The 19,868-nt window shown below is 69.6% G+C and carries 16 protein-coding genes and 1 pseudogene; 8 read left to right on the forward strand and 9 right to left on the reverse strand.

Annotation, left to right across the window (positions count from 1 at the left end; genetic code table 11):
• Positions 1 to 45: 45 nt before the first annotated feature.
• The 3 genes from ACFE6Z_RS09030 to ACFE6Z_RS09040 are packed head-to-tail and all read right to left on the reverse strand — an operon-like array spanning position 46 to position 5,281.
• Positions 46 to 1,566: an FAD-dependent oxidoreductase gene (locus tag ACFE6Z_RS09030; RefSeq protein WP_375385403.1), complete on the reverse strand. Its 1,521-nt coding sequence runs from the start codon at positions 1,564 to 1,566 to the stop codon at positions 46 to 48.
• Entirely contained in the window at positions 1,563 to 3,458 is a 1,896-nt protein-coding gene (locus tag ACFE6Z_RS09035; protein ID WP_375385404.1) for a hypothetical protein, read from the reverse strand. The genes ACFE6Z_RS09030 and ACFE6Z_RS09035 overlap by 4 nt, the downstream gene beginning before the upstream one ends.
• A complete protein-coding gene (locus ACFE6Z_RS09040) occupies positions 3,455 to 5,281 on the reverse strand; it encodes a PQQ-binding-like beta-propeller repeat protein (RefSeq protein WP_375385405.1) in 1,827 nt (608 codons plus the stop codon). Before ACFE6Z_RS09040 ends, ACFE6Z_RS09035 begins: the two co-directional genes overlap by 4 nt.
• A 69-nt stretch (positions 5,282 to 5,350) precedes the next feature.
• Between ACFE6Z_RS09040 and ACFE6Z_RS09045 the strand changes: the two genes are divergently transcribed.
• From ACFE6Z_RS09045 to ACFE6Z_RS09055, 3 genes are all read left to right on the forward strand, one after another.
• The gene (locus ACFE6Z_RS09045; RefSeq protein WP_375385406.1) at positions 5,351 to 6,037 is read left to right on the forward strand and encodes a TetR family transcriptional regulator; all 687 of its coding nucleotides are present in this window, start codon (positions 5,351 to 5,353) and stop codon (positions 6,035 to 6,037) included.
• A gap of 223 nt (positions 6,038 to 6,260) precedes the next feature.
• Positions 6,261 to 7,343 carry a phosphotransferase family protein gene (locus tag ACFE6Z_RS09050; RefSeq protein WP_375385407.1) on the forward strand — a complete coding sequence of 361 codons (1,083 nt, stop codon included), beginning with the start codon at positions 6,261 to 6,263 and terminating at the stop codon, positions 7,341 to 7,343.
• Between the two features lies 1 nt (position 7,344).
• A complete protein-coding gene (locus ACFE6Z_RS09055) occupies positions 7,345 to 8,562 on the forward strand; it encodes an acyl-CoA dehydrogenase family protein (protein WP_375385408.1) in 1,218 nt (405 codons plus the stop codon).
• 23 nt (positions 8,563 to 8,585) lie between these two features.
• Here the strand turns inward: ACFE6Z_RS09055 and ACFE6Z_RS09060 are convergent, their stop codons facing one another.
• Together ACFE6Z_RS09060 and ACFE6Z_RS09065 are read right to left on the reverse strand one after the other, a co-directional pair.
• Positions 8,586 to 9,176 (reverse strand): TetR/AcrR family transcriptional regulator, encoded by a 591-nt coding sequence (locus ACFE6Z_RS09060; RefSeq protein WP_375385409.1) that lies wholly within the window; start codon positions 9,174 to 9,176, stop codon positions 8,586 to 8,588.
• Positions 9,177 to 9,204: 28 nt separating this feature from the next.
• The gene (locus ACFE6Z_RS09065) at positions 9,205 to 9,978 is read right to left on the reverse strand and encodes an SDR family oxidoreductase (RefSeq protein WP_375385410.1); all 774 of its coding nucleotides are present in this window, start codon (positions 9,976 to 9,978) and stop codon (positions 9,205 to 9,207) included.
• 131 nt (positions 9,979 to 10,109) lie between these two features.
• Here ACFE6Z_RS09065 and ACFE6Z_RS09070 point away from each other — a divergent pair, with 131 nt between their 5' ends.
• On the forward strand, positions 10,110 to 11,264 hold the full coding sequence (locus ACFE6Z_RS09070) for an AI-2E family transporter (RefSeq protein WP_375385411.1): 1,155 nt from the start codon (positions 10,110 to 10,112) through the stop codon (positions 11,262 to 11,264).
• Between the two features lie 53 nt (positions 11,265 to 11,317).
• Positions 11,318 to 12,364, forward strand: coding sequence for an ATP-dependent DNA ligase (locus ACFE6Z_RS09075; RefSeq protein ID WP_375385412.1), 1,047 nt, complete (start codon positions 11,318 to 11,320; stop codon positions 12,362 to 12,364).
• 10 nt (positions 12,365 to 12,374) lie between these two features.
• Here the strand turns inward: ACFE6Z_RS09075 and ligD are convergent, their stop codons facing one another.
• The 3 genes from ligD to ACFE6Z_RS09090 are packed head-to-tail and all read right to left on the reverse strand — an operon-like array spanning position 12,375 to position 15,528.
• Positions 12,375 to 13,403, reverse strand: coding sequence for a non-homologous end-joining DNA ligase (gene ligD / locus ACFE6Z_RS09080; protein WP_375385413.1), 1,029 nt, complete (start codon positions 13,401 to 13,403; stop codon positions 12,375 to 12,377).
• 50 nt (positions 13,404 to 13,453) lie between these two features.
• Positions 13,454 to 14,509, reverse strand: coding sequence for an SseB family protein (locus tag ACFE6Z_RS09085; protein WP_375385414.1), 1,056 nt, complete (start codon positions 14,507 to 14,509; stop codon positions 13,454 to 13,456).
• Positions 14,510 to 14,550: 41 nt separating this feature from the next.
• Entirely contained in the window at positions 14,551 to 15,528 is a 978-nt protein-coding gene (locus ACFE6Z_RS09090) for a hypothetical protein (protein WP_375385415.1), read from the reverse strand.
• Between the two features lie 258 nt (positions 15,529 to 15,786).
• Between ACFE6Z_RS09090 and ACFE6Z_RS09095 the strand changes: the two genes are divergently transcribed.
• The 3 genes and pseudogenes from ACFE6Z_RS09095 (at position 15,787) to ACFE6Z_RS09105 (ending at position 16,860) form a co-directional block, all read left to right on the forward strand.
• Positions 15,787 to 16,131, forward strand: coding sequence for a hypothetical protein (locus ACFE6Z_RS09095; protein ID WP_375385416.1), 345 nt, complete (start codon positions 15,787 to 15,789; stop codon positions 16,129 to 16,131).
• 61 nt (positions 16,132 to 16,192) lie between these two features.
• Positions 16,193 to 16,411: pseudogene (locus ACFE6Z_RS09100) on the forward strand (helix-turn-helix domain-containing protein); the annotation flags it as partial.
• A 158-nt stretch (positions 16,412 to 16,569) separates the two neighbouring features.
• Positions 16,570 to 16,860 carry a helix-turn-helix domain-containing protein gene (locus ACFE6Z_RS09105; protein WP_375385417.1) on the forward strand — a complete coding sequence of 97 codons (291 nt, stop codon included), beginning with the start codon at positions 16,570 to 16,572 and terminating at the stop codon, positions 16,858 to 16,860.
• A gap of 223 nt (positions 16,861 to 17,083) precedes the next feature.
• On the opposite strand, the gene lanKC is transcribed toward ACFE6Z_RS09105, so the two are convergent.
• On the reverse strand, positions 17,084 to 19,720 hold the full coding sequence (lanKC, locus tag ACFE6Z_RS09110; protein ID WP_375385418.1) for a class III lanthionine synthetase LanKC: 2,637 nt from the start codon (positions 19,718 to 19,720) through the stop codon (positions 17,084 to 17,086).
• Positions 19,721 to 19,868 lie beyond the last annotated feature (148 nt).

The following is a 19,868-nucleotide window of genomic DNA, read 5'->3' on the forward strand; positions in this document are numbered from 1 at the left end:
ACGGTCAACAAGCCTACTACCGGAAGATGACCGATCCTGACGCGGTCACCGACCGGAGGGCCCGGAAAGACGCCGCAGATCGCGCGATGCAGGACCCTCCAGCCGTGTTCCGTCGGCCGCGAAACGAGACGCGTGCAGGGGGCAGTCCCACGTGCACTCCGCGTCGTTCCACGAGAGGACCCCACCCAGGTGAGGGCACACCGCGCTCACCGCGCGTGTGCGTCCGCCGACCGTCGAGATCGCGACCGGCGCACCTGCTCTGTTCGCGACGATCCCCGCGCCTTCGGGCGGCTGGGGCACCGGCACTGTCGCACTCTCGGCTCCGATCCAGCCCCTCGCTGCCGCCGCGGCGACGCGCGCTGCCTCGGATGCGCCGCGTGAGAGATCTGCGGGCACCGTCATCCGGGTGCCGATCGTGCGCGCCCACGACGGCAGATCGCCCCGCGAGGTGCCGACGATCTCGGCAGCGATCCGGATGCCGGCAGCCGGCCCGTTGGTCAGCCCCCACTTGCCGAACCCGGTGGCGAAGCGGACACGGCCGAACCCGCGCGGCAGCGCGCCGACGAAGGGGATGAGATCGTGGGATTCGTAATCCTGCGCCGACCAGCGGTGGGTCGGGGTCGCATCGGGAAACCACTCCCGCGTCCACGTCACGAGCTCGTCGATGCGACCTGCTTCGGAGCCTCCGCGACCGACCGGGTGTCCGTTGCCGCCGACGATGAGTGCGGCGGCCGGGCCGTCTGCCACCGTCACCGAGCGGAGGGAGCGCGACGGCGCATCGACCGACAGGTACAGACCGTCGGGCACGGATGCGTCCGTGCGGAACGCGACGCAGTACGAGCGCAGCCCCCTGGTCTTGACGAAGGTCAGCCCGCGGTCGGCGATCGGCGTGCCCGTGGCCAGCACGACCTGATCGGCGAGGACCGGGCCTCGATCGGTCTGCACGCCGGTCGCCGCGAAGGCGCTGACGCGAGTGACGCGGGTGCCCGTGTGCAGCACGCCGCCCGCCGCCAGCAACGCCCGCGCGAGTGCCACCGCGACGGCCTGGGGGTCGATCGCCGCCTGGTCGTCGAGAGCGACGGCGGCCGTCATCGGGAATGCGGTGTCCTCCTCCGGCTCGCGGGTGCGACGGACGGACAGTCCTGCTTCGGCGGCGGCGGAGAATTCGTCCTCGACTGCGCGCTCACCGTCAGCCTGCGTGGCGAAGGAGTAGGCGGTGCGGCGGGTGTAGGGCACACCCGCCTCGTCGGCGAACCCGAGCAGCCAGTCGGCGCCCGCCCTGTTGGCCTCCACGTAAGCGCGGACGAAAGAGGCCGGATGGTGTCGTCGCAGCGTCGAAAGGACCGTGCCCTGCAGCAGCGACACTTTGCCGGTGTTGGATCCGGTGGCAAGCGAGCCGACCTCTCCCTGTTCGATGACAGCGACGCTGCGACCGGCGCGCGCCAGGATCAGGGCAGTCGACAGACCCGTGATGCCCGCGCCGACCACCACGACGTCGTAGTGCGCTCCCGCATCGAACGGGGTTCCTGCGACGAGGTCGCGGCCGGTTCTCCAGAGGGGAGTCATCGCTCCAGTGAAGTGTCCGCCGCCCGCTGGCCCAAGGGGTTGACAGCCTCGGACGGATGCTGGTGCCCGGTCTCGACCGCCACCGGATCCGGTGTTCCAGACGGCCGTGGACCCCGCACGACCGTGGCGAGCGCTGCGAGCAGGGCGGCGGCGAGCAGCCCGTTGCCGAGCGTGCGGTCGCCGAAATCCGTCAGCGCGGCGAGGTCGATCGGGCTGGACGGATCGCGGGCCAGCGCGGAAAAGGCGACGACCGTGAGCCCGAACAGGGCGTTGGCGAGGAACAGCAGAACGCGCGTGGCACGCGGGTAGCCGGGCGACGTTCCGTTCGCCCGCGCGGCACCGGTCAGCAGCGCCCAGACGAATCCGAAGAGGATGAACGCGAATCCGGTGAACCCGAACACGGCGCGGAGCGGATCCTCGACGAACGTGCGCTGGTCGAACAGGGCTGCCAGCAAGAGGGTGACGCCCAGCGCGGCGCCCCGCTCCACCGTGAGGCGGCGGCGCGTCGCGAGCCAGATCAGCAGCACCACCGCCGCCACCGTGACGGCGACCGTGACGCTCTGACCCGTCCAGCTCCACTGGCCCAGCCCGAGGAGCGCGAGGAGCGCCTGGCTGATGACGACGACGCCGATGGCGGCGAGCAGCTCGGGAACGACCTCGCGGCCACGACGGGCGAGCATCGCGCTCAGCACGACGACCCCGACTCCGACGATCAGTCGGGTGGCGGCGACCACGGTCTCCTGGGTGAACCAGTCGGCCATCCCGCTCAGCACCAGAGTGGGCCCGTCCGCGAAGGTATACGAATACACGACGCCGGATGCGATGTACAGGAGCGTTGCGGGGAACACGCCGATCGTGAGGGCGATCGCGAGCGGCTGGGCCACTGAGGCGAAACTCGCCTCGAGCTGCGCAGGCGCGGGGCGCGATGCGACCACCCTGATGCGGGCGAGCGCCGCCCAGCACAGGGCGACGACCGCGACGAGCACGACAGCGGCGACGAGCCCCTGCCACCTGCCGATGTCGCCGGCGATGATCGCCGCCGTGACCGCCCAGACGCGCCAGATCACGAGGGCCGCCAGCACTGCTGCGCCGACCCCCACGGGCAGGTGGCGCCGCATCGAGGTGACCGACTCGGTCGCCATCGAACACGAGAGCTGTGCCACGGCCGCCCCCGCCGCTACGGAGAGCGGCACGGCGAGCGAGGCGATGTTCTGCAGCGTCGAGGCCAGGGTGACGGGGCCGATCTCGAGTCCGTATGCGGCCGAGCTCTCGACGACCAGCCAGAACGGCACCGCGACGCCCGCGCTCATCGCCCCGAACACGATCGCGAACTCCCCCCACGCGTACGTTCGGCGCCGTCGCACGAACAGCAGCGCCCACAGGCACGCGGCGGCGATCCACGACATCACCCGGCCGATCGGGACGACGCCCTGGACGTCGTTGGCTCCGATCGAGACGAGCACGAGGGTGGAGAGGATCGTCGCGGTCACGGCGAGCCAGAGCGGCGCGTGAAGCGCTGCGGTCTGGGCGAGCGCGAGGGCCAGGACGACGAGCGCGAGGAGCGGACCCACCGCGATCTGCGGGAACGACAGGGCCGAGATCCCCGGTGTCGCGCTCACGACGGTCGCGGCGCGGAGCGCCCCGGCCGTGACGATGCTCACCGCCGCGACCGCGTACGCGATGAGCGCGATCACTCCGACGGGTGCGAGGCCCCGCGGCCAGCGGTCCGCGCGCAGGCGGCCAGTCCTGACGGGGTCGACGAGCACCAGCATCCCGAAATCAGCGATCACCCTCGGGATCGCGAGGAGCGCGGCCATCGCCCCAGACGACGTGCGGGCCGGCGGCGGGGGCGATGGGCCATCGGCCCGCGGCTCTTCGACGTTCCCGCTCACGGGCCGATCCTCTCGATTCCGCTGACCGTGTCGAAGATCCAGACCTGGTCGGCGAGCGCGGTGAGGTAGCGCGCGGCCGCCGCGCCCTCCGGCGTCACGGCCCATTCCTGCTGCGTGGCCCCGGTCGCATCGAGCAGGCGGGCGGGCCCCCGCCCTTCGACGATCATCGTGGTGCGGTCGGTCACCAGGCGGTCGGCGCCCGGTGCACGCCACGCGGGTTCCCCGGTCGCGGCGTCGAAAGCGATGAGGTCCTCCCAGCTGAGCACGACGACGACGCCCTCGACGATCGCGAGCTCGTCGACACCCGTTCCGGCCGTCGAGACCCACGTCGTGTGACCGTCGCCGGCATCCATACGCGCGACGCTCGTGTCGCTCCCCGCCGCGTAGACCGCCCCATCCGCCGCGGACAGCGCCGTTATGACGGGGCCCTCGACCGACCACTGCTGCGTCCCGTCCGTCACCGACACCGCGATGATGTGCCCCGACTGGTCGGCCACGATCGCGCGGCCTGCGTCGGAGGCGATCTGGGTGAGAGCGTCGGCCGAGACCGCCGTCTTCCATCGCTCGGCGCCGGTGACAGCATCCACATCCGCGAGGGTGCCGTCCACGCCCGCGATCAGGATGCCGCCTTCCCCGTCTCCGATCGGCCGAGCGAAGACGACGTCGTTCATCGCGCGCTCCCAACGGCGGGTGCCGTCCGGCGCGTAGGCGACGATGCGTCGGGCGGACGTCGCGGCGATCACCGTGTCACCGACCGCCGCGAGGGCGGTGACGTCGCCCCCGGGCCTGACGATGCGCCGCTCGACCAGCGCGCCGGCACCCGGCTCCAGGAACGAGACATCGCCGGTGTTGATGTCTGCCGCGACGATCGTGTCGCCGGCCGCGACCGGCTGCAGTGCCGGATCGAGCGAGCGGGGGGTGGACCCGAACGTCGGATCGGTCGAGGTGGGCGCGACGGGCTGAGCGGTCCACTGCTCAGGATCGCTCCACGCCTGGGCCTGGGCATGCACGCCCGACGACGATGGCGCCGGGGCTGATGCGGGGACGGTGCGCACCGGGTTGGCGCCAACGGTCGCGGTCGTGGCCGCGACGATGCCGAGCCCTGGGCACCACAGCGACACGTCGTCGATCGTGACAGGCGTCGACAGCGTCACCCCCGGGAGGGTGAAAACGAGGTGCGCCCCGACTTCGAGGCATCCATCGTGGCCTTCGGCGAATGCCCGCACCGCCTGATCGGCGGGCGCCCTCGCGCTGAACTGCGCCGAATAATCGAAGGTCACGCCCTGCGTGCCGTCGCCTCCAGGTACTGCCGAGTGCGCGGTGCCGTCACTGGTCCACGACGATCCCTCGCGCGCGTCGGAGGCCAGCACGCGAAGCGCCGGCGAATACACCAGACCCGTCTGCGTCCCGGTCGTCATCACGAGCGCGATGTCGCCTCCGACGAGCGAATAGAGGTCGCGGGGAGCCGCGGCCGGATCGATCCCCTCCCCCGACCAGAGCACCGACCAGAGCGGCACGGTCTGGATTCCGTCGGCGGGAAAGTCGCCCCACACCGTGAGCAGCGCCTGCTGCGGCAGCTCGAACAGGCTCGATGCCCCGACCGCCCGTGCATTCTCCCGTTGCCGCGAGAGGTGAGGATCGATCTGCACCCAGTCGGCCGACCCATCGGCCGGCACGAAAAGACCCGCCGCTCCGGACGGCGTCGGCGTGCGGACATCCGCGGCGGCCACGAGACCCGCCGTGCCCAGCGCGACGACCGACGCCACCGCCACGGCCGCAATCACCGGGCGCCGACGCCGACGAGCGGCCTCCCCCACCGGCATGGGCCCATGATAGGGCCGGGGCGGGGTGATCGAGCCAGTCCTTCTCGGCCGGACGGCTAGGCTCTCGCCATGAGCGACACCGCGACTTCGTCCGCCGCGCGCACCGCCGTCGCCACCACCGTCGCGGCTGCCGCGATCGACCTCTTCGCCGAGCAGGGGTTCGATCAGACCTCCGTCGAGCAGATCGCCCAGGCCGCCGGAGTCTCGCGCTCCACATTCTTCCGCCAGTTCGGCGGCAAGGACGACGTCGTCTTCGCCGATCACGAGCAGCTGCTCGCCCACCTCAGGGACTACCTCGACAAGCCGCACCGCAACCCCTGGGCGGCGGTGTGCGAAGCATCCGTCCTCGCCTTCCGCCACTTCGCAGCCGATCCGGAGCTGGCGCGTCGCCGCTATGTCGTCGTGCGGCAGGTGCCGGCGCTCCGCGACCGAGAGATCGTCACGGTGTTCCGCTACGAGCGCCTCTTCGACGAGTATCTGCGCCGGGCGATCCCCGACCTCGATCCGCTGGAGGCGGTGGGGTTCGCCGCCCTCGTCACCGCCGTGCACAACCATGTGCTGCGCCAGCTCATCCGCGGGCCGAAGAAGGTTCCGGCCTCGGTGCTGCGCCGCGCTCTCGACGAGGCGATGATCCGTTTCGGTGTGCACCCCGACGAGACATCGGCGCGCGACGACGACATCGCGATCGCGGTGTTCCCGAGACGGATGCCGGCGGCCGAGGTCGCCCGCCGGCTGCGCGAGCGCCTCGGCGGCTGACCGCAGCGGCGCCCCTTGCGGTGATCGAGTAGCGAGCTTGCGAGCGTATCGAGATCCCGAACCGACGTACCACGCAGGCTCAGCCGCGGTCTCGATACGGCGCTGGCGCGCCTACTCGACCCCCGTGGGGGCGCCGCTCGCGGGCAGCAAACCGACCATCCGGTATGCTGCCATCAGGACCGCCGAGTGCGACGCGCGTCGGCCGCAGAGAGGCGGATCGATGATGACCGAGGTTTCCGCGGAGGTTCCCGGGTTGGATGTCGCGGGGGCGACCGCGTGGCTCGCCGACGCGCATCCCGACCTGGCCGACGGCCCGCTCCGCGCCACCGTGATCGTCGGCGGCAAGTCCAATCTGACGTACCGTCTCGACGGCGCTGTCGTGCCGCTCGTGCTCCGGCGTCCCCCGCTCGGGCACGTTCTGCCCACCGCCCACGACATGCGGCGCGAGCATCGCGTCATCGCCGCGCTGCACGCCTCCCCCGTGCCGGTGCCGGAGGCCGTCGACATCGTCGACGACACCGATGTGCAGCGAGTGACCGGCACCCCGTTCTTCGTCATGCGGTTCGTCGAGGGCCGCGTGCTCGCGCATCGCGCGCAGAACGCGCGGTACACCCCGGCCGCACTGCGAGCGATCAGCATCGAACTGGCCGAGGTGCTCGCCGCCCTGCACTCGGTCGAGCCCGACCGCATCGGCCTGGCCGATTTCGGGCGCCACGACGGCTTCCTCGAACGCCAAGTTCGCACCTGGAGGCGGCAGCTCGACGCGTCGCGCTCGCGCGACGTGCCCGCCCTCGACCTTCTGCAGGAACGCCTGGCCGAGCGGCTCCCCGAAACCTCGCGCACGACGCTCGTACACGGCGACTACCGCCTCGACAACGCGATCATCGGTGCCGGAGACGATCCGCGCGTCGCTGCGGTGCTGGACTGGGAGATGTCGACGATCGGCGACCCGCTCGTCGACCTCGGCATCTTCGGCATGTACTGGAACATCGCCGACATCGCCGACATCGCCCACGACCCCCGCGTCATGCAGGCGGCGGTCGACTCCGCCGCGGGTTACCCCGGCTTCGACGAACTGGTCGACGCCTATGCCGCCCGAGCCGGCATCGCCGTGCCGGATCTGTCGTGGTACCGCGCGTTCGCGGCCTACAAGCTCGCGGTCATCGCCGAGGGCATCCACCTCCGCTACCGATCGGGGCAGACCGTCGGCGAGGGGTTCGACCACATCGGCGACCTCGTCGAGCCGTTATCGGCCGACGGCCTGACGCACCTGGGCCGTGGCATCCACCTCGCACAAGGACTCTGAAATGGACTTCGCACACGACGCCCGCACCGAGGAACTGATCGGGAAGGTGCGCGCCTTCGTCGACGATCGCGTGCTGCCCGCCGAGCGCATCCTCGACGAACAGCTCGCCGCCGCGCCCGACACCTGGGGCGCACCGCCGATCATCGCGGAACTGCAGGCGGAAGCCCGCGCCGAGGGCCTGTGGAATCTCTTCCTTCCCGGCGAGCATGGCGCAGGCCTCACTTCACTCCAGTACGCCCCGCTCGCCGAGATCACCGGCTGGAGCCCGCGGCTCGCGCCTGTCGCATTCAACTGCGCGGCGCCCGACACCGGCAACATGGAGCTGCTGCACGACTTCGGCAGCCCTGCGCAGAAAGAGCGGTGGTTGCGGCCGCTGCTGGATGGCAGCATTCGCTCATCGTTCTGCATGACCGAACCGGATGCGGCCTCATCGGACGCGACGAACATCGGCACCCGCATCCGTCGCGACAGGCACTCGCAAGGCGGCGACTCGTACGTGATCACGGGTCGCAAATGGTGGTCGACCGGGGCGATGAGCCCGGCGGCCCAGATCTTCATCGTGATGGGCAAGACCGATCCCGACGCCGAACGCCTACGGCAGCAATCGATGATCCTCGTGCCGCGCGACACCCCAGGGGTGCGGATCGTCCGGCCGCTCTCGGTGTTCGGCTACGACGACCGAGAGCACGGCGGGCATGCCGAGATCGCCTTCGACGACGTGCGGGTGCCGGCCGCGAACCTCATCGGCGACGAGGGGTCGGGGTTCGCCATCGCGCAGGCCCGCCTCGGTCCGGGCCGCATCCACCACTGCATGCGCGCTCTCGGCATGGGCGAGCGGGCGCTGGCCCTCCTCATCGCACGGGCCAATGCCCGCCATGCCTTCGGCCGGAGCCTCGCCGACCAGGGCGTCATCCGCGAGTGGGTGGCCGAGGCGCGCATCCAGCTCGAGTCGCTGCGCCTGCTCGTACTCAAGACCGCGTGGCTCATGGACACCCTCGGCAACCGCGCGGCGATGACCGAGATCCAGGCGATCAAGATCGCCGTGCCCCGTGCCGCGCAGACGATCATCGACCGCGCCATCCAGGTGCACGGCGGGGCCGGGGTGTCATCCGACACGCCGCTGGCCGAACTGTATGCGGGCATCCGGTCGCTCCGGATCGCCGACGGACCCGACGAAGTGCACCTCTCAAGCCTCGGCCGCGCCCAATTGCGCGGCTGACCACGCGCCAGGCGCGCATGTGGTCAGGCTGAGGCATCCGTCCTCCTGATGCTGGTCATGAACAGGTCGGTGAGCTGCTCGGCGACGACGGTCTTGCCTTCGGGCCCTGCGGGCGAATACCAGTGCGAGAGGTAGTGCACGTCGCTGAAGAAGTGCGCCACCAGCACGGCGACGGGGATGTCGGCGCGATACGCGCCTTCCGCCTGACCGCGCTCGATGAGCTCGGCGAACTCGTCGTGGTACGCCCGTCTGCGACGGGTGACCTCCTGGCGACGCGACTCGGACAGCATGTGCGCGCTGCGGAAGAACACCGTCCCCTCGGGCATGAACTCGATCGAGGTCTCGATCACGTCGACGCAGACCGCCCGCAGCACGTCGTCGACCGCGCCGCCGCGCGCGATGATCTCGTCCAGCCGCGACTTCTGCAGCGACAGCAGCGAGTCGTAGATGCCGAAGAGCAGATCGTCCTTCGACTCGAAGTAGTGGTACATCGCGCCCTTGGTGACGCCCGCCGCCTCGACGATCTGCTGCACGCTCGTGTGGGCGTAGCCCTGGGTGGCGAACAGTTCGACGGCGGCACGGGTCACGTCGTCCGCGACACGAGAGCCTCTCATGCACCCATCCTTCCGGGCCTCGTCGCCATCACAGGAAGGGACGGATGCCGGCGCCGCCGTCGATCGGCAGCGTCTGGCCCGTGATCCATGCGGCGTCATCGGAGAGCAGGAAGGCGACAGGACCGGCGACGTCGGCGGTCTCACCCAGCCGGCGCAATGGATACGCCTGGGACGCCTCTTCTTCGTGCCCCTCGTAGAGCGCACGGGCGAACGCCGTCTTGATGACCGCGGGCGCGACGGCGTTGACACGGATCGCGGGGGCAAGCTCGTAGGCGAGCTGCATCGTGAGGTTGATCAGCGCGGCTTTCGAGATGCCGTAGAACGCGATGCCCGGGCTCGCCCCGAGCCCGGCCACCGAGGCGATGTTGACGACGGAGCGCGAGAGTCCCGCGGCGATCGCAGACCTCGTCCACTCGAGCGTCGCGACGACGTTCACCTCGAGGATCTTCCGCGCGGCGTCGGCATCGGCGTCGGCGAGCGGTCCGTAGACCGGATTGATGCCGGTGTTGTTGACGAGATGATCGAGCCGGCCGTGGCGCTCGGCGATCTGCGCGAAGACGTCGGCGCGATGCTCCGCATCGTCTGCCCGGCCCGCCACGACCGACGCCGATGCTCCCAGCTGCGCGGCCGCAGCATCCAGCGATTCCTGCCGGCGGCCCGTGATGACGACCGAACCGCCCTCGTCGACGAGGCGCTGGGCGATCGCGAGGCCGATCCCTCGACTGGCTCCCGTGATCAGCGACACGGAATTCTCGAACCGCGCCGCGCCTGTGATTCGCGCTGTGCCTGTGGTGTCGGTCATGGCGCCTCCCGCTTCGCATACCGTCCAGTCGGTTTTGCGGTCGACACTAGCACGAGGGTACGGTCCTATCGGGTGGCGCATCGCGGGGCAAGTGCCCCGGGCATCCGGTGCCTGCGGCTTAGCCTCGATGCATGGCACTCTTCGGCAGAAATGAACCGCAGCGGGTGACGATCGAGGCATCGAGCGTCGAACTGGCGGCGACGCGAGCACCGTGGAGCCTCTGGGCTGACGGCTTCGGCCGGCTCGCGATCCGCGCGATTCAGATCATCGTCGTGCTGATCGTCGTCGCCGCTGTGATCTTCGGCATCCAGTCGCTGACGCTCGTGACGATTCCGCTCGTGCTCGCGCTGATCATCGCGTCCGCGTTCGCGCCGGTGATGCGGTGGATGCGGCGACGAGGCATTCCGTCGCTCCTGGCCACCGTCATCACGCTGCTGGGGATCGTGGTGCTGCTCGGTGGCATCACGTGGCTCATCGTATGGGCGGTCGAGAATCAGTGGGACGACCTGTACGCGCAGGCGCAGGACGGCTTCACCGAGCTGCTCGCCTGGGTGCAGACCCTCCCGTTCTCGCCGGATCAGGCCCAGCTCGACCAGTGGGGCCAGCAGCTGACCGGATTCCTCACGAGCTCGCAGTTCGGCTCGGGGGCGCTTGCGGGCGTCGGGGCGGTCGCGAACTTCGTCACCGGATTCGTCCTGCTGGTGACCGTGCTGTTCTTCTTCCTGAAGGACGGACCGCAGATGTGGGAGTTCGTCCTACGCCCCTTCCACGGCGACCACTACATGCGCGCCCGCCGCATCGGCGACAAGACGGTGACCGTGTTCGGGTCGTATCTGCGCGGCACCGCGGGTGTCGCGCTCGTGGATGCTGTCGGCATCCTGATCGGTCTGCTCATCCTCCAGGTGCCGTTGGCGATCCCGCTCGCGGTGCTGGTGTTCCTTCTCGCGTTCATCCCGATCGTCGGCGCGACCCTCGCCGGGATCCTGGCGGCGCTGGTCGCCCTGGTCGCGAACGGCTGGGTCAATGCGCTGTTCGTGGTCGGGGTCGTCGTCCTCGTCAACCAGCTCGAGGGCAACTTCCTCCAGCCCTTCCTCATGGGACGCTCGATGAAGCTGCACGCCTTCGTGATCCTGGTCGCGCTGACCATCGGCACGGTGCTCGGAGGCATCGTCGGGGCGGTGCTCGCGGTACCGATCACCGCCGCGGCGTGGGGTGTCATCCAGGTGTGGGACGGGCCCGACCGACCGGTCAGGTGGGCGCGACCGAAGCATCCGATCCAGGGGTAACCCCTCCACGACAGCCGCTCGACCATGTCCGGACGGCGGGCCAGGATGGACCCATGCCGTACGAGATCCCCGCGCCGATGCTGGCGAAGTCCGTGCCCGACATCCCCGATCCGGCGAAGACCCCCGGCGGGCTCAGCTACGAGCCGAAGTGGGACGGGTTCCGCGGTCTCGTTTCATGGGACGGCACGGACGTCGAGATCGGCAGCCGCGGCGCCAAGCCGCTCACCCGGTATTTCCCGGAGCTGGTGGCAGCCTTCTCGCGACTGCTGCCCGAACCCTGCCTGATCGACGGCGAAGTCGTCGTGCCCAAGGGCGAGTCGGGCGCGCAGCGCCTGGACTGGGAGTCGCTGACCCAGCGCATCCACCCGGCGGCCTCACGGGTGACGATGCTGTCCGAGACCACGCCGGCGATGTTCATCGCGTTCGATCTGCTCGCCCGCGGTGACCGCGACCTGCAGTCCGAGCCGTTCGAGGTGCGGCGCGCACAGCTGGTCGACCTGCTGGGCGGGCTCCCGCATCCGATCCACGTCACCCGCACGACCGACGACCCGGCCGTGGCGGAACGCTGGCTCGCCGAGTTCGAAGGCGCGGGCCTTGACGGCGTCGTCGCCAAGCCCCTCGCCCACCCGTATGCGCCGAACAAGCGCACGATGTTCAAGATCAAGCACGCGCGCACGGCCGATGTGGTCGCGCTCGGGTACCGGATCCACAAGAGCGGAGCCGGCGTCGGGTCGCTCTTGGTCGGCCTCTACAACGACGAAGGGCGACTGCACAACGTCGGGGCGGTCTCGGCCTGGACCGACAACCGACGCCTGGAGCTGGTCGACGAACTCGCTCCGCTCGTGCAGATGGATGCCTCGGGCGAGGCGCTCACCGGAGAGGGTGAGAAGTCGCGCTTCTCGGCAGCCGATCGCGACTCGTCGTTCGTCAAGCTGCGCCCTGAGCGTGTTCTCGAAGTGCGCTACGACCAGCTCGAGGGGTGGCGCTTCCGTCACACTGTGCAGTTCGACCGGTGGCGGCCCGATCGGGATCCGCTCTCGTGCACGTACGAGCAGCTCGAGTCTGTCTCGGCTTACGACGTCGGGGCGGTTCTGGACTGACGTGTTCCGGTCACGCCCAGTTGTCGGGGTTGAGGCGACTCGGCTGCACGCGCGGCGGCTCGCCGGGCATCTTCGGGAAGTCCGGCGGGAAGGGCAGCTCGCCCACCCCTTTCGACAGATCGCGCTCCCACCACTCCAGCAGAACGTCGATACGACCGGGCTTCGCCTGCAGGTCTGCCCACGGGTCGCCGACCTCCGCGAGCCGCTGGGGCACGGTGCGAATGGTGAGCGCCGTCGGGTCGACCTCGGCCAGTTCGTCCCACGTGATCGGCGTCGCGACCGTCGCCGCAGGCAGCGCCCGGGGGCTGTATGCACCTGCCATCGTGCGATCGCGGTTGGCCTGATTGAAGTCGATGAAGATGCGCTCGCCACGCTCTTCCTTCCACCAGTTCGTGGTGACCCTCTCGGGCATCCGCCGCTCCAGTTCACGCCCGGCGGCGATCACCGCATGCCGCACGTCGAGGAATTCGTGCGTCGGTTCGATCGGGCAGAAAAGGTGGATCCCGCGGTTCCCGCTGGTCTTGAGGAAGGCCGTCAGGCCGGCTTCGGCGAGCACTTCGCGGAGGGCAGGGGCGACGGCCGCAGCATCCGAGAAATCCGTCCCCGGCTGCGGGTCGAGGTCGATGCGCAGCTCGACGGGGTTGTCGGTGTCGCCGGCGAGAGACGCCCACGGGTGGAAGACGATCGTGTTCATCTGCGCGGCCCACACCACAGCGGCCGGCTCGGTGAGGACGAGTTGCGGATGCCGTCGCCCGCTGTTGTACGTCACCGTGACCGCCTCGACATAGTCGGGCGTGCCTTTCGGCGGGTTCTTGGAGAAGAAGCTGTCGCCACCGATCGCGTCGGGGAACCGCTCGAGCGAGACCGGACGGTTGCCGTTCGCGGCGAGGAACGGGCCCGACACGGCGATGAGATATTCGGCGAGCTCGCGCTTGGTGATGCCCGGCTCGGGCCAGATCACCCGGTTGGGGCTCGACAGCCGCACCTCGCGGTCGCCGGCCGGGCCCGGCACGGTCAGCATCGTGAACTCGCTCGCCATGCTCCGACCCTACGGGTGAGGTACGACGCGGCGACACCCCTGCGGCGCGGTCAGGGCGCGAGCGCGATGACGGGCATGAGTTCCGCGCGCACGACCCGCAGCCAGGGTCCGCCCGGGTCGAACAGCAGGCCGGTGATCGCCTCATCGGCGGCCAGTGCGGCGCCCAGCTGCGCGGCCTTGACCGGCACGGGGCTGTCACCGCGGCCGAGCGCGAGTACCTCGAGCGGTTGGGAGAACACCTCGATGAAGCGGTCGCCGTCCGGCGTTCGTGACTCGGCGATCCCCATCGGCTGGCCGTCACCCGCGCGGTTCGCCGCGATCCATAGTGGAGCGCCGATCATCGCATCCACGACCTGGTGGGCGGTCGCGTCCGTGCGCGGGGCCGAAAGGAGGGTCTTGATCGCGGCGTTCTCGTCGCCGTCGTCGACCGCGTGCTGCAGAAGGGCGCGCGGAAGCATGATCGGTGCGGGCGTCGATGCGGGGTCGACGATTAATCCCGCATAGGTGCCGGCCAGCACGAGCCGGATGACCGCGAGCGACGACTGACCCACTGCCGAGGTGTCGGTGTCGCCGTCTGCGCGAAGGCTGTCGCGCATCGCCGCGCCGCTGCTGTAGGTCAGCACGAACTGCGCATCACCCTGCCCCGCGACGGCGAGCGGCAGCTCGCGGCCGGCCGACAGCAGCGAGCGCGCATCGCCTTTGACGCGCAGGAAGACGTTGCCCTGCAGGAGCTGCCGGACGACGTTCAACAGGTCGCGTGGCTCGGGATTCTCGGGCAGGGTGGCCACCGCCTCGCGCAGCAGGACGTTGTCGCGGAGGCCAGGAATCGTCTCGCTGGCCGCGGGGGCCTCGGCTCGCGCAGGCGACTGCACTGGTGCAGGCGACTGCACTCGCGCAGGAGGCACGGGCTCTTCGACGCGCGGCGTCGGGGCTTCGCCGACACCCTGGAACGTCGCCATCGAGATGCCGACGGGCGAGATTGATTCGATGGGCGCGGCGGATGCCGCAGCGGCGGCTTCAGCATCCCGATCGGATGCTACGGCCACGACGTCCTGACTCGTTGCGCCGGGCTCGGACGTTCGTTTCGAGCGGGAGAACAGACCCATTCCTCGACCCTAACCGCTCACCCGGCGATCACGCCGAGGGGTCAGTCGGCGATCGCCTCGAGGATCCGCTGCCGCAGGTGGGGGACGGCGCGGCGGAGGTAGTCAGAGGTGCCGTGCACCGTTTGCGGCAGCTGCGCCTGCAGCTGCTCGATGCTCGCTCGCCACGGCGCGAACACCGTAGAGCGCGGGTTCGCTCCGAGCACGAAGTGCGCACTGATCAGCCCCGGCCAGACGGTGGGGCGCTTGGTCGACGATCGCGGATGCACCGGCACCAGCCGTTGGTTACCGAGGTCGGCCACCCCATCGACGAGCACGACGCTTCCGTGCTGGCGTCGCACCTTGTCGGCGTCGACCAGTGACGTCTTGACCTGGATCCCGGCGACGGTGCGCCTGGTCAGGTCGAGCACGAGCAGGTCGGCATTGCGCGCCGCTGACGACGACTCGAACTGCGGCGGGGCGGGCAGCACGACGAGGTCGGGCAGGTGGCGCACGATCTCGAGCACGACGACGAGCGCGTCGGTCTCGGTGAGCATGCCGTGCTGGACGGCGAGGATGGCCGCGACTCTCGAGTCGGGGCGGGGCGAGAGGGTGAGCAGCTCTTCCCGCCGGGTGATCATGTGCCCCGCGTGCACCGCCAGCAGGAGCTGTGCCACGCGCCGCTCGCGCACGTTCGCCGCCCGGCCAGCGCCCAGCACGGGCTTCCACATCGGCAAGAGGCAGTGCGCCATGGTGTGAAAATGCATGGCACGGACGCCCCGCGCGCCGCCATCGCGCCCCTGGATGGCACGCACGGTATCGACAAAGTGCTGCTGGTTCCACCGCGAATAGGTGGCGAGTTCACGCAGCGCGTCGGAGGGGCTGTGGAGGGATGCTGCGCCCGACAGGAAGTCGTGCAGTCGCTGCCCCAAGAGGTGGGCCCAGGATGCGGCATCCCTCGTGATGTCGTGCCGAGCGGCGTCGGCGTACCAGATCTCGCCGTAGTCGCGCGGGTAAGCGGACGCGAACTCTTCGAATCGCACCGGTCAGGCTGCCCACGTCACGCACATAAGCGCATGTATACATGCCTTTTCTGCTCGCCGCGCGAAGACGAGTTACGCATGTATGAATGCGTACAACGTCTTGCGTCTGATGTCCGTGAGTGCGAGCATCCCAGTCAGCACTCGGGCGCATGCCTGCGTGCGTGCGGAGGCGAATGTCGCAACCCCGGTGTTGGCTGGGATCGAGGTCGTGCCCACCTCTCCGTCCAACGACACCTCGACGCGGCAAGGGGCAGCACGATGACCGATGAGTCCACACCCGACGAACACGCTGCACCGACGCTCTGCGGGTTCGCGTGGTGCACGACCGAGCACGGTCGCACGGTCCACCCCGACGACGAAGACCACTTCAGCGACGGAATCCCGGTCGAGCTCGAGCTGCGGCGCATGGGCGATCCCGCCACCACCTTCACGACCACGGTCGAGGTCGGATTCACCCGCCGCGTGCACGACACCCAGACATGGCTGTCGATCGACGATGGTCGACGAGTGCGGGTGGACGTCGGGCTGTACAGCGCCCGGGCTGTGTTGAGGGCCGTACTGGCCGATCCCCTCCTCGCTGCCGAACTCCGACCCGACGCGTAACAAGTAGATGACGCATCTGTAGATGCGTCATGTACACGTGCGGTTCGGGCAGTGTCGAGACATGCCCGATCTCGACAGTACGCAGTGGCGCGAGTTCATCCGCCAGCTCGGTGAAAATGTGCGGGCACTGCGCCTGGAGCGCGGTCTCACGCAACGACAGGTCGGAGACGCGGCCGGCCTCTCGGAGTTCACCTACCGCAAGATCGAGAAGGGTGAGTCCAACGGAAAGATTCGCGGAAATCCGCTGCTGGCGAGCGTGATGGCCATCGCTGAAGTGCTCGAGGTACCGGCCTCGACCCTCATCCCGAACGACCCCGGCGGCTCGCTGTGGGCGCCGTGCCCCCGCCCGCGGCACGGTCACCCCGCGTGCGCAGAACGCGTCAGCGATGACGGATTGCGAGGTCGTACCGGTGGCGGACGTCCCAACCGAGCAACCGCATGTCTGAGTCGTCGGACGACGCGTGGGCTCGGTACACCGCCGCCCTCGGCATCGCGCTGGAGAGGGCGCGGCGACGCCGTCGGCTGTCGCAAGATGTCGTGGCGGCGGCCGCCGGCATCGCTTCCTTCACCTACCGCAAGCTGGAGAAGGGCGTGTCGAACCCCGGCACACCCGCCAACCCGCAGCTGCTGACTCTCGTGAAGCTCGCCGAAGTGCTCGACGTGCCGCTGGTCAGTCTGCTGCCCGCCGACCCGGGCGGGATCGCGCCGGGAATCGCCACCGAGCTCTGACGTCCCGCCGACGGTGGCGTAGATGCGAGGTGTCACCGGCCGGCCGGGCGCGGCCCCAGGCGCCGACCGGCCGGTGACGGTCGAAGGGTCAGCAGATTCCGGCGGAAGTGGTGCTGAGGCAGAAGCTGGTGCTGAACGTACTCGCGAACTGGCCGCGCTGCTCGTCGTCGCGCTGGTCGAGAACCTGGAGCGAAAGAAGGTAACCCATGTGATTCACCTCCTCTCACGTAAAGGTCAAGTTGTTCCCCACCGGGGCCGGTAGGGAGTCCGTCGGGACGCCTGAAGGAGTTGCCGTCGAGGCGAGCCCGCGCGATGACCCGGCGAGATGGTCCCGGTAGGCGGTCAATGCACTCAACACCCCCGCCGATCCGGTGGCGAGGTCGCACGAGAGCCGCATGAGGCCATTGCCCGGAAAGCCGAGACCTTCCGCGCGCCGCACGGCATGCAGCCGGAGCAGGCGAACGTGTCGTGCCAGCGCTTCCGCACTTTCGGGAGTGTCGTGACCCGCACGTGCGAGCGCGATCAGGAAGTGGATGAGGCCCGATCGCCCCTCCAGCAGCCCTGACTGTGCGACCAGCTCAACGCTAGCGGCCCGGCGTATTCCGTTCAGTGACTCGATATAGCGATCACGATGCATCGACATCGGTAGCAACTCGAGCAATGCGAGCCCGACTCCGGCCGAACCCGACCCGAGGTAGGGCATCGTGCGCCAGCCCTCGTCGAGCTGCAGCGAACCGTCCGGTAGCCACACGCAGACGGAGAGGTCGTCGTCGACCGCCTGTTCCGCTAAGCGCAGGTGCCGTTCGTCTCCCGTGACCGCGAACAGTTTGCTCGCGAATAGCGCGATGCCGGCTGTGCCGCGCAGCAGCCCTCCGCAGCCGGTGGCCGCGGTCGAGCGGCCGGGGCGCGCGCGCTCGTCGAACAGGTCGGCGACCCGCTCGGCAATCCGATCGACGAGTGGTCTCAGGCTGGCGTCGCTATGGCTCTCGGCGAGCAACACAAGTCCCAGCCCCGACAACCCGCTAGAGAGATCGGCCCCTTGCTCGTCTAGACTCGCGACGCGAAGTCGGTCCAACACTCTCGCCGCCGCCCCGTGCAATCCGAGGCGTCGCTGCGCCCACAGCACTCCCGCGAGCCCATCACACAGCCCGAGTCGAGGCAATGGGTCGGCGAGTTCGCGTTCCACGTCGCGCTGAAACCACTCCATTGCGCCGTCAGGCGCTGCGCCCCCGGCATCATGAAGGGCGACGAGGACCCCGCCTGCACCGTGAGCCAGCGCCGCAGCGGGTTCACCAAACTGCGCCGGATCTCCGGGCCACAATCGATCGCGACGGGCGAGGTCGGCATCGGTGGCGAGCGCTGCCGCAATGGCGGTAATCGAGCCGGCCAGGGCTCCGGATGCATCCGAGTCCCACTCCTCAATCGCATGCCCTGCTTCTACATGCGCCGCCCGATCGTTGCGAAAGAGGTCAAGATCGAGGATGACCCGCGCGGCCCAGCCCGAGTCGACCTCGAAGCGGCGCTCGACCCACCGACAGAGCTCACGCGCCTTGTCGCGATCGTGAGCGATGAGCGCTGTCAGCGGAGCGAAGATGAACAGCCGTATGCAGGCCAAGGCGTACCGGTCGAGACTCGTCCCACCACGCCCGTCGGGTGGGACAAAGCCCGGAGCCCCGATGATGGCAGGCACATTCTCGGTGAGCGGTCGGGCCATCTCGAAGTCGAGTAACACGACACCGTCGTCGGGGGTGACGAGGACGTTGCCGGGGTGAAGGTCGCCGTGAGAATACCCGGCGGCGTGCACGGCGCCCAGTGCGACCTCCACGCCACCGATGATGCGGAGCGCCCAGTCGCGGTAGTCGGCGATCTCGTCAGCCGTCGCTGAGGCCCGCACGAGCGGATGCCGCATCACGACCGCCTTGTTGAGGGCCACGCCGTCGACGCGGTCCATCACCAGGAAGCGGTGGCCGTGTGCCTCCACCGTCCGCCGCGCGCGCACGACCGACGGCGCATCGATGCATGAGAGGGCGCGCTCTTCATCGCGGAGGCGGGTTAGGGCATCACGACCGTCCGGGGTCAGACCCGCGTGCGGACGGGCTTCCTTGAGCACCACGACGGCACCATCGTGGTCGATCGCCTCGTACACTCCACCCGCGTTGGAGTGGTGGAGTGCCCCGGTCACCCGCGGGAGATCCCACGGCGGTTCGGTACCCAGCGCGTCGCGCTGGGCGACAAGTGCCGGTGGCAGAGATGCCCACTCCGGAACGACGAACTGCGTCGATCGCACATCCGCGACCAGCGTCCCGTCGGGCGCGCGCACCGCGGCGACGCGTCGGCCATCGATGTCGGCGAGTTGGCGCGTGAACGCGCCGTATCGGACCGATAGCGGGCCGGAGTTCCACCGGAGATCGGTGAGCACGTACGGCCCCGGCATCCCACCGACGAGTCCGTCCAGCCCGACGAGCGCATCGTGCAGCTGGGCCTCGTCGCTCGGGTAGATCGTGATGAACTTCCCCGACGCCGTGCGGTCAGCCTCCTTCCCGTTCACCGACCACAGGACGTGGCGGTGGACGAGGTGCTTGAAAGGCAACCGTCGAGAGTGGCAAAAAGTCGACACCGTGCGGAGGAGGTCGGCCGCCACGGTCGGCGTCGCGCTGGCATGGATCTTCCAGCCCTGATCTGGAAGGCGCGCATCGACCGGCCGCCAGAATCGCCAATGACCGTCGTCCGTGTCGTCCCACTCAGTCCACGCGACCTCGGCGTCCACTTCATAGCGCCCCAGTCGATCGACCACGCGTCGGCGGGGGTCGTCGTAGAACGACGGGTCGGTGGTCGCGAAGCGAGGGTAGATCGGGTCCACATCGCCTCCGGGTCTGCGAGCTGATGATGCGCCGCTCATACTCCGGCCTCGCGCCCCCAACGCTCATGCGGAATGGGGTTTCGTAGAGGCGACGGCGTGGGGCGCTCCGGATGACCGCACGATGAACAGGCGATGCCAGAGAGACCCG

Source organism: uncultured Microbacterium sp. (assembly GCF_964244775.1).
Taxonomy (GTDB): domain Bacteria; phylum Actinomycetota; class Actinomycetes; order Actinomycetales; family Microbacteriaceae; genus Microbacterium.

Bases quoted from the DNA above. Each gene is read 5' to 3' on its own strand.
- ACFE6Z_RS09070 (WP_375385411.1), top strand. From the start codon at position 10,110: ATGGCACTCTTCGGCAGAAATGAACCGCAGCGGGTGACGATCGAGGCA.
- ACFE6Z_RS09030 (WP_375385403.1), bottom strand. From the start codon at position 1,566: ATGACTCCCCTCTGGAGAACCGGCCGCGACCTCGTCGCAGGAACCCCG.
- ACFE6Z_RS09040 (WP_375385405.1), bottom strand. From the start codon at position 5,281: ATGCCGGTGGGGGAGGCCGCTCGTCGGCGTCGGCGCCCGGTGATTGCG.
- ACFE6Z_RS09065 (WP_375385410.1), bottom strand. From the start codon at position 9,978: ATGACCGACACCACAGGCACAGCGCGAATCACAGGCGCGGCGCGGTTC.
- ACFE6Z_RS09050 (WP_375385407.1), top strand. From the start codon at position 6,261: ATGACCGAGGTTTCCGCGGAGGTTCCCGGGTTGGATGTCGCGGGGGCG.
- ACFE6Z_RS09085 (WP_375385414.1), bottom strand. From the start codon at position 14,509: ATGGGTCTGTTCTCCCGCTCGAAACGAACGTCCGAGCCCGGCGCAACG.
- ACFE6Z_RS09045 (WP_375385406.1), top strand. From the start codon at position 5,351: ATGAGCGACACCGCGACTTCGTCCGCCGCGCGCACCGCCGTCGCCACC.
- ACFE6Z_RS09060 (WP_375385409.1), bottom strand. From the start codon at position 9,176: ATGAGAGGCTCTCGTGTCGCGGACGACGTGACCCGTGCCGCCGTCGAA.
- ligD (WP_375385413.1), bottom strand. From the start codon at position 13,403: ATGGCGAGCGAGTTCACGATGCTGACCGTGCCGGGCCCGGCCGGCGAC.
- ACFE6Z_RS09075 (WP_375385412.1), top strand. From the start codon at position 11,318: ATGCCGTACGAGATCCCCGCGCCGATGCTGGCGAAGTCCGTGCCCGAC.
- ACFE6Z_RS09095 (WP_375385416.1), top strand. From the start codon at position 15,787: ATGACCGATGAGTCCACACCCGACGAACACGCTGCACCGACGCTCTGC.
- ACFE6Z_RS09055 (WP_375385408.1), top strand. From the start codon at position 7,345: ATGGACTTCGCACACGACGCCCGCACCGAGGAACTGATCGGGAAGGTG.
- ACFE6Z_RS09105 (WP_375385417.1), top strand. From the start codon at position 16,570: ATGTCTGAGTCGTCGGACGACGCGTGGGCTCGGTACACCGCCGCCCTC.